The sequence below is a fragment of the Streptomyces sp. NBC_01276 genome (genome assembly GCF_041435355.1).
Classification (GTDB): domain Bacteria; phylum Actinomycetota; class Actinomycetes; order Streptomycetales; family Streptomycetaceae; genus Streptomyces.
This window is the reverse complement of record NZ_CP108442.1, coordinates 4,025,429-4,037,900: the sequence shown is the minus strand read 5'-3', so window position 1 is coordinate 4,037,900 and position 12,472 is coordinate 4,025,429. Positions and strand designations below refer to the sequence as shown.

The 12,472-nt window shown below is 70.7% G+C and carries 12 protein-coding genes; 8 read left to right on the top strand and 4 right to left on the bottom strand.

Going from position 1 to position 12,472, the window contains the following annotated elements:
• The first annotated feature begins 43 nt into the window (after positions 1–43).
• The 3 genes from OG295_RS17910 to OG295_RS17900 all read left to right on the top strand — a co-directional run bounded on the left by OG295_RS17910 (position 44) and on the right by OG295_RS17900 (position 3,716).
• Positions 44–700: a maleylpyruvate isomerase family mycothiol-dependent enzyme gene (locus tag OG295_RS17910; protein ID WP_371677773.1), complete on the top strand. Its 657-nt coding sequence runs from the start codon at positions 44–46 to the stop codon at positions 698–700.
• Between the two features lie 5 nt (positions 701–705).
• Positions 706–1,236, top strand: a complete 531-nt coding sequence (locus tag OG295_RS17905) for a DUF1772 domain-containing protein (RefSeq protein ID WP_371677772.1) — start codon at positions 706–708, stop codon at positions 1,234–1,236.
• A 587-nt stretch (positions 1,237–1,823) separates the two neighbouring features.
• Positions 1,824–3,716, top strand: coding sequence for an ice-binding family protein (locus OG295_RS17900; protein ID WP_371677771.1), 1,893 nt, complete (start codon positions 1,824–1,826; stop codon positions 3,714–3,716).
• Positions 3,717–3,991: 275 nt separating this feature from the next.
• On the opposite strand, the gene OG295_RS17895 is transcribed toward OG295_RS17900, so the two are convergent.
• Positions 3,992–4,855 carry a helix-turn-helix domain-containing protein gene (locus tag OG295_RS17895; protein ID WP_371677770.1) on the bottom strand — a complete coding sequence of 288 codons (864 nt, stop codon included), beginning with the start codon at positions 4,853–4,855 and terminating at the stop codon, positions 3,992–3,994.
• Between the two features lie 360 nt (positions 4,856–5,215).
• Here OG295_RS17895 and OG295_RS17890 point away from each other — a divergent pair, with 360 nt between their 5' ends.
• Complete coding sequence (locus OG295_RS17890; RefSeq protein ID WP_371677769.1) at positions 5,216–5,422, top strand: hypothetical protein; 207 nt, start codon at positions 5,216–5,218, stop codon at positions 5,420–5,422.
• 118 nt (positions 5,423–5,540) lie between these two features.
• Here the strand turns inward: OG295_RS17890 and OG295_RS17885 are convergent, their stop codons facing one another.
• Positions 5,541–6,038, bottom strand: coding sequence for a DUF5994 family protein (locus tag OG295_RS17885; protein WP_371677768.1), 498 nt, complete (start codon positions 6,036–6,038; stop codon positions 5,541–5,543).
• Positions 6,039–6,263: 225 nt separating this feature from the next.
• Between OG295_RS17885 and OG295_RS17880 the strand changes: the two genes are divergently transcribed.
• Both OG295_RS17880 and OG295_RS17875 read left to right on the top strand, forming a co-directional pair.
• Positions 6,264–6,836 (top strand): DUF5994 family protein, encoded by a 573-nt coding sequence (locus OG295_RS17880; RefSeq protein WP_371677767.1) that lies wholly within the window; start codon positions 6,264–6,266, stop codon positions 6,834–6,836.
• A 118-nt stretch (positions 6,837–6,954) separates the two neighbouring features.
• Complete coding sequence (locus OG295_RS17875) at positions 6,955–7,227, top strand: hypothetical protein (protein ID WP_371677766.1); 273 nt, start codon at positions 6,955–6,957, stop codon at positions 7,225–7,227.
• 12 nt (positions 7,228–7,239) lie between these two features.
• Here the strand turns inward: OG295_RS17875 and OG295_RS17870 are convergent, their stop codons facing one another.
• Positions 7,240–8,508, bottom strand: a complete 1,269-nt coding sequence (locus tag OG295_RS17870; protein WP_371677765.1) for an ATP-binding protein — start codon at positions 8,506–8,508, stop codon at positions 7,240–7,242.
• A 164-nt stretch (positions 8,509–8,672) separates the two neighbouring features.
• On the opposite strand from OG295_RS17870, the gene OG295_RS17865 reads away from it, so the two are divergent.
• Positions 8,673–9,875, top strand: coding sequence for a PP2C family protein-serine/threonine phosphatase (locus OG295_RS17865; RefSeq protein WP_371677764.1), 1,203 nt, complete (start codon positions 8,673–8,675; stop codon positions 9,873–9,875).
• 343 nt (positions 9,876–10,218) lie between these two features.
• Positions 10,219–10,995, top strand: a complete 777-nt coding sequence (locus OG295_RS17860) for an alpha/beta fold hydrolase (RefSeq protein WP_371677763.1) — start codon at positions 10,219–10,221, stop codon at positions 10,993–10,995.
• 736 nt (positions 10,996–11,731) lie between these two features.
• Here the strand turns inward: OG295_RS17860 and OG295_RS17855 are convergent.
• Positions 11,732–12,451, bottom strand: coding sequence for a DUF4232 domain-containing protein (locus OG295_RS17855; protein ID WP_371677762.1), 720 nt, complete (start codon positions 12,449–12,451; stop codon positions 11,732–11,734).
• Between the last annotated feature and the right edge of the window lie 21 nt (positions 12,452–12,472).

Below are 12,472 nucleotides of genomic sequence, written 5' to 3'. Positions count from 1 at the left end.
AAACTCTTGGACTTATGACGGGGCTGCCGAGAGCCTTGAGGTCATGGGGAACAAGACGCACCGGAGACCAGCGGCAGACATCAAAGCCGCGATCGCAGCCGAACGCCGAGAGCTGGCGGCCGTGCTCGACGGCTTGTCGGCCGAGGAGTGGGACGCTCCGAGCCTGTGCGGGGGTTGGCGGGTACGGGAGGTCGCGGCCCACATGACGATGGGGTTCCGGTACTCGCTCCCCAAGATGGCGCGGGAACTGATCAGGGCGCGAGGCAGCCTCCACCGGATGACCGACCTCTGTGCCCACAAGGACGCGGCCGCCCATTCGACACGCGAGCTCGCCGCATTCCTCGGCGACAACGCGGATCACCCCTGGAAGCCGCCGGTCGGCGGGATCGAGGCGGCCTTGGGCCATGACGTGGTCCACGGCCTGGACATTACGGTCGCGCTGGGCCTCGACCGCCGGGTTCCCGAGGACCGCGTACGCATCCTCCTGGAGTGCGTCGACGCCAGGACCCTCACGTTCTTCGGAGCCGACCTGGGCGGCATCGAACTCCGCGCCGACGACCTCGACTGGTCCTTCGGTACTGGAACGCCACTTTCCGGTGCCGCACAGGATCTCCTCCTGCTCGCCTACGGCCGACGGCTCCCGCCGGGGCACCTCCGCGGCGAACCGCGTGACCGCTTCGTCGCCGCGCGGGTGGCGTGACGGACATGCGCATCCGACTCCTCCAGGGGCTCGCCGTGCTCGCCACCGGGCTGCTCGCCGGCGCATTCGGCTACGGCGCGGCCAACCTCGTCCCCACCTTCAACGCAGTACCGCTCGACATGCGGCTGTCGTTCCACGCCGAGCTGATGAAGATGAACGGCATCACCATGCAGGCCGCGATGGCCGCGTCGACACTGAGCTCCCTCGCTCTCGCGACCCTGACACGCGGCCGCGCCCGGCTGATCTCGGGTACGGCAGGTCTGCTGACCCTCGCTTCGTTCCTGATAACCCGGCTCGGCAATGTGCCGATCAACGGCCGGATCAAGGAATGGGCGCTCACCTCGGCACCGGTCGATCACGCGGAGATCCTGCGGCGCTGGGAACTCTTCAACGACCTGCGCACGCTCACCGCCCTCATTGCGTTCGCTCTGCTCATCACCCTCTCTCTGAAACCGATTGCGGGAGCAATTCCAGGCGCCGGCGGCCCTGCCGGCGGCGGAAACCCGCAGTCGATCCGCGCCCTTGCGCCTCCGTGAGGCACCGCCATGAGGGACGTGCCCCAACCGTGCCCTGAGGGACGGTCAACAGCGGTCAGAACCGGAGCGCAAAGAGGCCCCAGAATGCGCTTCGAAGGGTCGATTCCCGCAGGTCAGGAGCCATACGAACAGGTTCCGCGCCATAGATTCCCAAGCTTATGGCGCGGGTTCGATTCCCGTCATCCGCTCCACTGCAAAGCCCCAGGTCAACGACCCGGGGCTTTTGTGTTGCCTGGACCTCTCCACCCCTCACGAGTCGGCCTGCGGCCACATCTGGCGCCAGCACGGGCCAAGACCACGCAACAGATCCGCACGGACGTGCGACACCTTCGCCTTCCTGACGTTCCGTCACTCTTGCAGACCCTTTTTTACGATTTGGCGTCTATTGCTGTGAAATATGCGTCAATACTGCCGGGTGACGGCGCATCACTGCCTCTGACAGGGAGTCGCTCTGCCGTCCCCCGCTCGGGGTGAGCCTGCGCGCCGACGCAGGCAGGGAGCTTGCGGCCCTGAGCAGTCACCGTCGCGGGCGCTCGGAATCCTCCTCGGGGAGTACTGAGGATCGAAGCAACAAGAAAGGTCCTGCTATGGCATTGGATGTCATCCGGTCGGCTCCACCCGACGCAAGCCCTCAACGCAGTCTGCTCAAACGGGGAGCCTTCGCCCTGCTCCCCGCAGCGCTCCTGGCGTCGGCCGCCCTGGTCCCGAACCTCGCTCACGCCGCGGAATCCACCGTGGGGCTGGGGACCGCCACCAGTTACGCGGTTCTGGCCGGTTCGACGATCACCAACACGAACCCCACCATCATCAACGGCGACCTGGGGCTCTATCCGGGCACATCGGTGACCGGCTTCCCGCCCGGCATCGTCAACGGGGTGCAGCGCGTGTTCCCCAACGCCGCTGCCGGTCAGGCGAAGTCCGACCTCGTCGTCGCCTACGACGACGCGGCAGGACGGGGACCCGGGACCGTGCTCGCTGCGGCCGAGATCGGCGGACTGACGCTGGCGCCCGGCGTCTACACCGCCCCGTCGTTCGTGCAACTCACCGGGACGGTCACACTCGACGGCCAGAACGATCCCAACTCCGTCTTCATCTTCCGGATCCCCTCGACCCTGACCACGGCTCCGGCGAGTGTCGTGGCCTTCATCAACGGAGCAAGTGCCTGCAACGTGTTCTGGCAGGTGGGCAGCTCCGCCACCATCGACACGACCACCCAGTTCAAGGGCAACATCCTGGCCCTGCAGTCCATCACGCTGAACAACAGCGCCGTGATCCAGGGCCGTGCCCTGGCGCGCAATGGCGCGGTCACGATGGACAACAACACCATTACGAGGCCGGACTGCGCCGTTGGTCCGCCCGGACCGAGCGGACCTCCCGGACCCAGTGGACCTCCCGGACCGACCGGCAGCCCCGGCCCGACCGGCAGCCCCGGCCCGACCGGTGCCCCCGGCCCGACCGGCAGCCCCGGCCCGACCGGTGCCCCGGGCCCGACCGGCAGCCCCGGCGCCCCCGGCGCACCTGGCGCACCCGGCGCACCCGGCGCACCTGGCGCACCCGGCGCTCCCGGTAACCCCGGCGCCCCTGGCGCACCCGGCGCACCTGGTAACCCCGGGGCACCCGGCGCCCCTGGTGCCCCTGGTCCCGACGGCGCCCCTGGTGCCCCCGGAGCCCCTGGCGCTCCCGGCGCTCCCGGCCCGACCGGCGCTCCTGGCCCGACCGGCAGCCCCGGCGCCCCTGGTGCCCCTGGTCCCGACGGCGCCCCTGGTGCCCCCGGAGCCCCTGGCGCTCCCGGCGCTCCCGGCCCGACCGGCGCTCCTGGCCCGACCGGCAGCCCCGGCGCGCCCGGTGCCCCCGGCGCACCTGGTGCCCCCGGCAGCCCCGGCGCTCCTGGCCCGACCGGCAGCCCCGGCGCGCCCGGCGCCCCCGGCGCACCTGGTGCCCCCGGCAGCCCCGGCGCCCCCGGCCCGACCGGCAGCCCCGGCGCGCCCGGCGCCCCCGGCCCGACCGGACCCGCAGGACCCACAGGACCTGTCGGACCCACCGGACCCGCAGGACCCAAGGGGCCTCGCGGAGACAAGGGCGAGAAGGGGCACCATGGCCACGACAAGGACGAACACGGCAACCACGACCACGACAAGGACGAGCACGGCAAGGACGAGCACGGCGACCACGACCACGACCAGGACGAGGGCGAGGGCGACAACGGTCAGGGTGACCACGACGAGGGCAAGCCGCCGTGGGCCAACTTCCTTCCGAACGGCCAAGCCGAGGCTCCCGGCCACGCTGGTCCCGGCCACGCGGCCAAGAGCGTCAACTTCGCCCACGTGAGCGCCGCCACCAGCCAGCAGCCGGCGGGGGCCGGATCAAGCAGCGGGACCGGCATCACGGCCGCCTCCGCGGCAGCGCTGGCATTCGTCGGAGGCTCGGTCGTCTTCACCAGGAGGAGGATGCGGCGAGGTACGACAACGCGACAGGAGTAGCCCATCGCAGGCGTGACCGCCTCACGCCCCTGACCCATCGGTGTCGGGCACTCGGCCCGATCCTCGAACGCTTCGCCCTCCCGTCGCCGATGGCTGCGTACGCATCGGCGGCAGGGGCTGGAGCTCGATCAAGCGCGTAGGACGTCACGTCCGCCGTTCGGCGGCTGAGCCCCTGGGCACATCGTCCAGGGGCTCAGTGGTGCTCGCGAGTGATCGATTCGGATTCACGGACGCGCCGGCCGGCGATGTCATGGTCCCGGTCGGCGAAGGGCGGGTCATTCCGCGCCGGTGTAGGACTTGATGGCTTCGTCGATGAGATGCCGGGTGCTGTCCGGGCTCAGCGCCCGGGCCTGCAAGTGCGCATACATATCGCGGTAGAGCCGAACATCGGAACGTTTCTCCAGATAAACGTCGCTGGTGAACCTTTCCAGATACACCACGCTCATATCGGCGGCGTCGGCGAACTCCAGCAGCGAGAACTGTCCCGAGACACCCGGGTGCGCGCCCGCACCATGGGGGAGAACCTGCACGGTGATGTGCGGCTGGGCACCGAGACGGGTCAGACGGTCCAGCTGCTTGCGCATGACCTCGCGGCTGCCCACGACGCGCCGCAGCGCCGATTCGTCCAGCACGACCCATAGACGCAGCGGGTCGCGCGGGGCCCCCAGCCGGTCCTGGCGCCGCAGCCGCACCTGGAGGCGTGCGCCGGCCTGTTCGGCCGTGACATGAGGGATCGTTCCTGCGATGACCGCCCGGGCATAGGCGGGAGTCTGCAGCAGGCCGGGGATCACCAACGGCTCGTAGAGCCGGATCGAGGCCGCCTCGGCCTCCAGGCCGATGTAGGGGCCGTACGGGATGTCGCCGTAGGAGTTCCACCAGCCCTGCTGACCCGACTCCCGGGACAGCTGCATCAGGTGGTCGACGCGCCGCTGATCCTGAACTCCGTACAACCCGCAGAGATCGCGCACATCGCGTGGCTTGGCGAGGCGGCGGCCGTTCTCCAGCAGGCTGATCTTGGGCTGGGAGATCAGCAGGTGTTCCGCCACCTGCTGTGTCGTCATACCGCTGATCTCCCGGAGCCGACGTAGCTCCGACCCCAGTCGGCGCCTGCTGACGGTGGGATTGACAGCGCCACTCACAGGACGCGCACCTCCGCTCGGAAAACCTTGCACAGGCGAGCAGATTGCCACGGCACGGTCGGCTCGATCCGCTTTTGTGCCGTGTCGTGAACGGCGACAACCGAACCGTCCACATTTTCCGGTTCACATAACAAGAATCGAAATATCCTCACATCGGCGCCCCATCCGCGTGAATTACGGATTGCGCAGAGAATTCCCGCCCGAATCACAAGCCGGTACGGATTTCTGCGCAATATGCCAGGCTCCGGAGGCAGCCGTGAAGTGCCTCGCTCCGCGGTCGCCGTCATGCGGACCTTCGGCGTGCGTGGCAGCGTGATCCGAGAGGAGTCCGTACCCCCACGCATCTAGAGGAGCGCCGTCATGGACGGTACGCAGGACAAGCGTCAGGAGCCGGGCAAGAGCACGGGCCGCGAGGCTCAGGAGCACCATCGCCCCGGAGACCCCGCGCAGCCCCGGCCGGGCAGGCAGTCCCGTGAACAGGAAGGGACGCCCGGTCAGAAGAAGGGCTCGCGCCGCCGCGAGGACGACCTGCTGCGCGAAGAGGACCTGCACGACGAGGGGCTCTGACCGGCGCACCGCAGGCCCGGGGCCCGGCCGGTACGCACCACTCCGGCCGGGCCCCGTCGCATCCCGCCCGACCCCACGGCGGCGCCGCGCCCTCGGCTCGGCCGCCGTGGGCTCCGGGTCAGCCTGCCGTATCGGCGGCGCCGTCCCCGGGCTCGGTGGTGGCGACGAGGAGCTGGGCGGCCTGCGTGATGTTGTCGGCGCGGACGGCGCGGGCCATCGCTTCCCGGGCGGCGTCGGCGGTGGTGTCCGGGGGAACCACCAGCAGGGCGAAGTGGTCGTTGTGGCCGCGGGTGACGAGGACGGTGTCGTCGCCGACCGGGTCGGAGTCGAGGTGCACGACCTGGTCGTCGACGACCAGGCGGGTGGGGACTCCGTTCCAGGCGGAGGCGTCCACGCCCACGCGGGTGATCGGGCCGAGATGCCCGGTCAGCACTCTGATCAGCGCCGGCAGCTCGGTTCCGATGTCGCGGGTGCGCGGCCACCAGGCGCCGTCGAGGAGCCCCTCCCGGGACCGCGTGGTCTCCAGCCGGAGCACGGCCGCGCCGGGCCGGATCGCACGGTGGATCGCATCCGGCAGGAGCAGCGGGGGTGTGGGGGGGCCGTCTGAGTCAGCCATGTGGGTTCACCCGTCTACGGGGACCTGTGGTCCTTTCACACTACGCCCACCGCCCACTCCACCGCCTACCGGAAAATACCTGTTCAGAACGGCCAAAACCCGCCGAACGGGCGTAAGGTGAAAACACCGGGAGTACCTCGCACACCGGCTTTCATGCGGGTGTCGTTTCCGGCGATCGCCTAAAGACCGGGCTGCCGACGGGCAGTCCGGGGGCAGGTCCGCATCATGACCACGACCCTCGACCGGACCGCGCCCCGCGACCTCGCCGCAGTCCCGGCCCGCTTGTCCCTCACCCCGAAGACCACGCTCGCCGGCCAGCTGGACGGGGCCTGGTGGCCTTACTCCCGCGACCTCGAAGCCGAGCTCCCCCCGCTTGCCGCCGCCCTGGAGGAATCCTGGGGTCGCGTCACCCGCGTCACCGTGAATCCCACCCGCTGGCCCGTCGTACCGCACACGGTGCCCATGGACGGGCGAGTGCTGCACGTGGGCTGGTTCACCGAACAGGACCCCGACAAGCTGATCCTGCTCTCCTACACCGTCGGGCGCTGGGACCTCCTCGTCATCCCGCCCGAAACCGCACCCGCGGCCGCGGCCCGTCTCATGGCCGCCGCGGCGATACCGGGCAGCGTCCTCACCCCGGGCATGCTGATGGCCAACGAAACCGTCATCGGACGCGGCATCCGCGACGCGGGCCGCCGGGAGGCCACCTGGGAGGGCGAGGGCGGGGCCTGCATGTCCCCGTTCGGGGACGCGATGGGACGAAGCTCCCTCCCGCTGTCCGCGAACGGCTGGAGGTGAGCTCCGTGGAGACCATCGCCCTCCTCGCACGACCTTCCTCCGGACCTTCCTCCGGGCGGGGTTGACGGGCGGGCCCCACGGCACAGGCAACCGCCGGCGCACGCGAAAGGACGCGGTCATGGCCACACTGCGCGAACGCAAGACCTACCGCGAACAAGTGCTCCGGGTCCTGTACGAAGCCGTCGAGGGCAACCGCCTCCTCGGCATCACCGGAGCGCAGCTGCGGAGCGACCTCCGCATACCGGAACAGGACCTGGCGGCGGCCTGCACCTACCTGGCGGGCGAAGGTCTGATCACCGTCGACTGGGAACCGGGCAACACCCCCGCGATGGTCACCCTCACCCACGTGGGAATCCGGCACATGGAAGCCGAGGAGGAAGGGGCGGTCTAGCTGAGGGGCGGTCTAGACGCGGGCGAACTCCTCGGTCTGGTGGGCGAACTCCTGGGCCATGGCGGCGCTGACCGTCGGCCTGGTCCCGCGGATCGTGCGCAGGTAGTCCTCGGTGGTGGGGCGGGCCCGGGCCCCGGTGTCGAAGGTGCGCTCGAACTGGACCTGTGAGACCGTGCGCGCCACATGGGCGATGTCGGCGGGGGTGAACCCCTCGCTGGCGGACGCCAGCGCCGTGCTGTCGGCCTGCGCGCCCGCCCGGGCCAGATAGCTCTCCCACAGGGCGGTCCTCGCGCGGTCGTCGGGCGGGCCGATCGGCAGCACGTAGTCGAACCGGCCGTGCCGCAGGAACGCGGAGTCGAGGGTGGTCACGTCGTTCGTGGCGCAGACGAGCAGCCGCCCGTCCTGGCCCCGGAACCGGACGATCGCCTTGAGCAGTTCGTTGACGACGCCGACCGCGGTCGCGTCCGCACCGCTCCGGGTCCCCGCGATCTCCTCTACCTCGTCGATGAAGACCAGGACGTGGTCGAGCCGGGCGATCTCGTCGAAGCGCCGGTTCAGCCCGCTGGCCAGCCCGTACTCGGCGGCCAGCCGGGCGGGGAACAGTTCGAGGAACGGCCATCCCAGACGGCTGGCGATCGCGTGCGCGAACGTGCTCTTCCCCGTCCCGGGCGGCCCGAACAGCATCACCGCCCGCGGCGGCTCCACTCCGTGCCGGGCGGCCATTTCGGGATGGGCCAGTGGCAGGACCAGACGCCGCTCGATGAGCTCCTTCTCCCTCTGCATGCCCGCGACCTTCTGCCAGAGCCCCCCGGGCGGCAGCTCCGCTCCCAGCGACGCGAGCATGCCGACCGCCTGCGGGGTCACCCGCCCGCGCTTCTCGAAGAGGACCAGACCGGGACGGGCGTCGAAGCCGCAGTTGTGCAGGGCGGTGGCACCGGTCTCGCCGTCGGGCAGGGCCGCGTGCACCGTTCGGACGCCGTCGGCGAACAGCCGGTGCTCCAGGGCCGTGATCAGGTCGCTGCCCAGCCCCCGGTGCCGCCAGTCGGGCGCCATGCAGATGCGCAGGATCCACGACCGGTCGCCCTCCACCCTGCTCACCGCGGCGCCGACCACCACCTCGTCCGCGGTGGCCACGACCGCCGGATGGAGGGCCTGGAGGGCCGCCACCGCGTCCGACAGCGGGAAGAGGGGTGGCTCTTCGGCCGTACTGCTCTCCGCGTCGACCCGGATCACCGCTTCGAGATCGTCCGGGGTGTAGTCCCTGACATGCCAACCCGTCATGGTCAGCTCCGTGTGCTCGGCCGTACTCCCATCATCGGCCGATGTGCGCGCGATGCGCACGCCGGGCGGACCGTGTGGCGTGCCCGGTCGCCGGGGAGCATCCTGGAGGCCATGCCGCCCGTGCAGCCCGGACGCCGGCCCGCCGGCCGGTTGGAGGCAACAGGATGACCGTCGGAGGGCGCGGGGACCCGGACCGCTCGGAGAGCTTCGGGGAGGAACTGCTCGGGCTGCTCCTGGACCGGGCGCACGAGCTGCCGCCGCACATGGTCGGCCCGCTCGTCGCCACGACGGTGGCCCGGTTGGGGGGCCGCGAACCGCAGATCCTGCTCCAGGACTACGGACTGCAGCAGCTGGTCCCTCTGGACGCCGCCGGCGGCGTGGCCGCCGGGGGCGCGCAGCCCATCGACCGCTCCGACGCCGGGCGGTGCTTCCTGGAGTCACGCCCGGTCGAGGTCCCGACGGCCGACGGCGTACGGGTGCACCTGCCCCTGCTGGACGGCGGCGACCAGGTGGGGGTCCTCTCGGTCACCCTGGACGGGATCGACGACGACGACCGCCGCCTCCTGCGCAGGATCGCGGGCCTGGCGGCCGACCTGCTGCAGACCAAGAACGGCTACACCGACCTCTTCTTCCGGACCCGCCGCAGCGAACCGATGAGCGTCCCTGCGGAGATCCAGTGGTCCCTGCTGCCCCCGCTGTCGATGGTGATGCCGCGCGTCGCGGTCGCCGGGGTCCTGGAGCCCGCCTACGCCGTGGCGGGGGACAGCTTCGACTACGCCCTGAACGGCGACGTCCTGCACCTGGCCATGGTCGACGCCATGGGGCACGGCCTGGACGCGGCCACGATGGCCACGGTGGCCATCGGCGCGTACCGGCACGCCCGCCGGATCAGCATCGAGCTGTCCGAGATCTACCTCTTCATGGACCGGGCCGTCGCCGAGCAGTTCGACCCCGACCACTTCGTGACCGCCCAGATGATGCGCCTGGACACGGACACGGGGCGGCTCCAATGGGTCAACGCGGGACATCCCGCGCCGATGCTGATCCGCGCGCACCGCGTCGTAGGTCGTCTGGACAGCCCCACGACCCTCCCCGTCGGATTCGGAGGGGCCCAGCCGCAGGTCAGCACGGTGGCCCTGGAGCCGGGCGACCGCGTCCTGTGCTTCACCGACGGCCTGATCGAGGAGCACGAGAGCGGGCAGGAACAGTTCGGCGAGGAGCAGCTGATCGACTGGGTGAACCAGCTGGAGCAGGCCGACCACGGGATCCGCAGGGTGGCCCGGGAGCTCTCCCACACCCTCAAGCGGGCACGCGGCGAAACCACCTCGGACGACGCGACGCTCGTCCTGTTCGAGTGGCGCGGATGACGGAACGCCGTGACCCAGCGTGCCAGTAGGGACGGTGAACAACGGTCGCCGGGTGATTCCCAGGTCAATAGCGCGGGTTGGACTCCCGCCCTCCGCTCCTTCCCCGTGCCTGGTGACACCTGGAGGGGAGCGACATGGAGACCATCGCGGTCGCATCGGCACCCACACCGACGAGATCCGGCTCCTGGAGGCCGAGGAGGAGAAGCGCGGCTGGATCGGAGTTCGGATCCGTACGACGTGGAGCTTGGCGGGCTGATCCTGCCCGGTTTCCCTGTACGCCTTTGGGGCGAAGCCTCCGGCCGGCGGGATTCCGGGCCCGGCCCGACAGGGGAGATCCACCATCGTGGCAAACCGTGGAGCAGGAAACGTCATTCCGTACGAGGTGCAGGGCAGCGGTCCGGAGCAGGTCATCGCACTCCACCACTGGCTCAGCGACAGGTCGAGTTTCGACCATCTGCGGCAGCACCTGGACGGAGGCGCGTTCAGCTACGCGTTCGTGGACTGCCGTGGGTACGGCGAGGCGATGGACACCCCCGGCACGTACACGATGGAGGAAATCGCGGCGGACGCCCTCGCCGTGGCCGACGGCCTCGGCTGGGACACCTTCTCTGTTATCGGTCACTCCATGGGCGGCAAGGCGGCCCAGCAGCTGTTGCTGGACGCCCCCTCACGGATCCGCTCGATCATCGGCATCTCGCCCGTGCCCGCGTCCGGGTTCCCGCTCGAAGGGGAGATGTGGGAGCTGTTCGTCGGGGCCGTGGAGGATTCCGGCAACCGCAGGACGATCTTCGACGCCCTCACCGGCAGCCGGCACGACGACGCGTGGCTGGACGCCAGGGTGAACGGCTCGGAACGGTCCTCGCAGACGGCCCTGCGCTCGTACCTCGAATCCTGGACACGCGGCCCTGATATCCACGAGCTGGTCAAGGGAAACGCGACGCCAGTGCTTGTAGTGGCCGGTGCGAGCGACCCGGCGATGAGCCCCGACACCATGCGATCCACGTGGCTGCAGTGGTATCCGAACGCCGAGCTCGAGGTCTTCGACGACGCCGGTCACTTCGCCCCCGACGAAAGTCCGCAGGCCCTGGCGACGGCGGTCGAGAGGTTCCTCGCCCGCTAGACAGCCAGGGCGGCCAAGCACTCTGAGGCAGCCGTTCGGAACCGCAGACCACAACCCAGAACGCCCTCCCCCGGCTCGGACGGGAGGGAGGCCCGACGATCGGCCCATGGAACGCTCGCCCCACGACAGCTCGCCCATCGGGTTATTTCCACAGGTCAGACACCTTGCAGATCGTCTGCGCGCCACAGATTCCCAAGCTTATAGCGCGGGTTCGATTCCCCGACAGGGCGTCAGGTTGTTGCGCCGTGCCCCTTGTGAAGATCACCTCGCCCGGGCGGCCCGGCCGGATGCCAGGGGCGAGGGCGAGGGCGAGGGCGAGGGCGAGGGCGAGGGCACGAACATACGCCCGGTCCCAGCCGGGCTGGGCCGCCCGCTGTCGCCTGGCACCCGCTGGAGCCGGACGACTGGCCGGCGCGGACCCTGAGGTCCTTCGGCCGGGGCGGGGACCTGCTCGACGGTGGCCACGGGGCGCTCGTCGGTTCCGCATGCAACCGGCGACCCAGACCCGGCGTGTCCCCGGGTACGCCGAGGAGAGAGGACCACGGCCTTGACCGCGCCGACCGCCACGTCGATCAAGCCCCGGAGCTGAGCCAACTCACGCTCCAGGGGCTTGAGCTCGTCTCGGACTGCCCTGCGTTCGGCGAGGCGGTTGTCCAGCGTTTCCTCGCCCGGGGCAGTTGACCCGCCAGGCGACACACCCCGTGGGACGTCCGGGGCCGCGGCCCCGGAACTCCGTTCAGAAGGCGCTCAGCGCGTCGCGGGTGTTGGTGCGGTACAGGCCGACCTTCGGGTTGGCGACGCTGCCCGGCTTGGCCAGCTGGAGGCTGACGCCGTCCGCGTTCGGCATGTGCTCCTTGTCGGCCAGGACGTTGACCTCGTCGGCCACGGGGCCGTTGCCACCCGACGGGTTGAGGTCCACGGCCGCGTACGCGGTGGCGCCGGGGTGCACCGGGTACGCCGGGGCGCCGCCCAGACCACCGGGGGCAGCGGCCTGGAGACCGAGCGCGCCGCCCTTGGCGCTGAAGCCGACGGTGGGGAAGTAGTCGAGACCGCAGGAGCTGGAACCGTTGTTGGTCACGGCGATGACGCGGACGGTGGCCGGAGCGCCCGTCGGGGAAGTGACCCTGACGGTCAGGTCGCGGGCCGAGCAGGGGTGGGCGTAGGCGTAGGAGTCACCGGTGGTGCCCCCCGTGCCCTTACCGCCCGAACCGGCCTTCGCCGGGGTGGCGGTGGCCGTACCGGTTCCGGTGACCTTGCCGGCGGACGGGGCGGCGGAGGCGTCCTCCCCGGACGGCGTCACGGTCCCGGTCGAGACCTGCTTGTCCGCGCTCTTGGACGCGGCGGGGTTCGCGGTCGTCCCGCCGGCGCTGTCCGAGCCGCCGCAGGCGGTCAGTGCCAGAGCGAGGCCGGCGGTGGCGGCGGCCAGGGCGGTGGTGCGGAGTCGGTAGGTGCGCATGGGGAACTCTCCGTTTCGGTG

Bases quoted from the DNA above. Each gene is read 5' to 3' on its own strand.
- OG295_RS17900 (WP_371677771.1), top strand. From the start codon at position 1,824: ATGGCATTGGATGTCATCCGGTCGGCTCCACCCGACGCAAGCCCTCAA.
- OG295_RS17875 (WP_371677766.1), top strand. From the start codon at position 6,955: ATGGCCACACTGCGCGAACGCAAGACCTACCGCGAACAAGTGCTCCGG.
- OG295_RS17855 (WP_371677762.1), bottom strand. From the start codon at position 12,451: ATGCGCACCTACCGACTCCGCACCACCGCCCTGGCCGCCGCCACCGCC.
- OG295_RS17870 (WP_371677765.1), bottom strand. From the start codon at position 8,508: ATGACGGGTTGGCATGTCAGGGACTACACCCCGGACGATCTCGAAGCG.
- OG295_RS17865 (WP_371677764.1), top strand. From the start codon at position 8,673: ATGACCGTCGGAGGGCGCGGGGACCCGGACCGCTCGGAGAGCTTCGGG.
- OG295_RS17885 (WP_371677768.1), bottom strand. From the start codon at position 6,038: ATGGCTGACTCAGACGGCCCCCCCACACCCCCGCTGCTCCTGCCGGAT.
- OG295_RS17880 (WP_371677767.1), top strand. From the start codon at position 6,264: ATGACCACGACCCTCGACCGGACCGCGCCCCGCGACCTCGCCGCAGTC.
- OG295_RS17905 (WP_371677772.1), top strand. From the start codon at position 706: ATGCGCATCCGACTCCTCCAGGGGCTCGCCGTGCTCGCCACCGGGCTG.
- OG295_RS17890 (WP_371677769.1), top strand. From the start codon at position 5,216: ATGGACGGTACGCAGGACAAGCGTCAGGAGCCGGGCAAGAGCACGGGC.
- OG295_RS17910 (WP_371677773.1), top strand. From the start codon at position 44: ATGGGGAACAAGACGCACCGGAGACCAGCGGCAGACATCAAAGCCGCG.